This window comes from Agathobacter sp. LCP21S3_B2 (assembly GCF_052118705.1).
Taxonomy (GTDB): domain Bacteria; phylum Bacillota; class Clostridia; order Lachnospirales; family Lachnospiraceae; genus Roseburia.
Genome location: NZ_JBQKGQ010000053.1, coordinates 1 through 657, shown reverse-complemented (window position 1 = coordinate 657; position 657 = coordinate 1). Strand labels below are relative to the sequence as shown.

Annotated in this window: 1 protein-coding gene; it reads right to left on the bottom strand. The window is 39.7% G+C overall.

Translation table 11 applies throughout. The features are described 5' to 3' along the window. Positions 1–91: 91 nt before the first annotated feature. On the bottom strand, positions 92–657 hold a 566-nt coding region (locus ACTQ1L_RS15245), incomplete at its 5' end, for a transposase (protein WP_441368100.1).

Here is a 657-nt window from a genome sequence, read left to right as displayed (position 1 = left end):
CTTGAAAATTTCACATAAACGATTTTAAATTAAAAAATGGGATTTTATACGTGCTATTCCGTGTATCAAGTGCCTATTTCCAGCTAATACTCTAGGCAATTTCCGGATTTAAGGCGCACTTTTCCAGGCTGCCTAAATATTTGAGCAGCTTACGGAAATTTAATGCCCCGATTTTAAATCCAAAGAGATGCTTCATTCGGATTCTGCCTCTGACCGGCATGGTGTCAATATTATATTTCCGGCGAAGTATTGATGGTATTGTTTCAACACCATTCCTTACCCTCGACAAAAATTTAAACTGCCATGTTCCGGTAAAACGCTGGGCCTTTGCTTTTTCGTGTGATGCTTTTGATAGATAAACGACACTTGTTTTATTAGATGTCTTAGGCCTGCACTGGTCTTTGTATGGACAGTTCTCACACTTATTTTTAGGAAAAGAAGCTCTTACTTTTCCAGTACTTTTTACAATGGATGAACTTTTAGGCTGATTTCCGGCGGGACACAGCAGGATTTTGGTTCCATCCTCTGAAAACTGAAAGTCTGCATAGATATCTCTGGCATCTCTTCCAAGAAGATCTGTTGTAACAAGATCAATGTTCTTATCATCAGCAAGCTGACGGTTGGCTTCACTGCTGTAAGCACCATCTGTAACCAGAG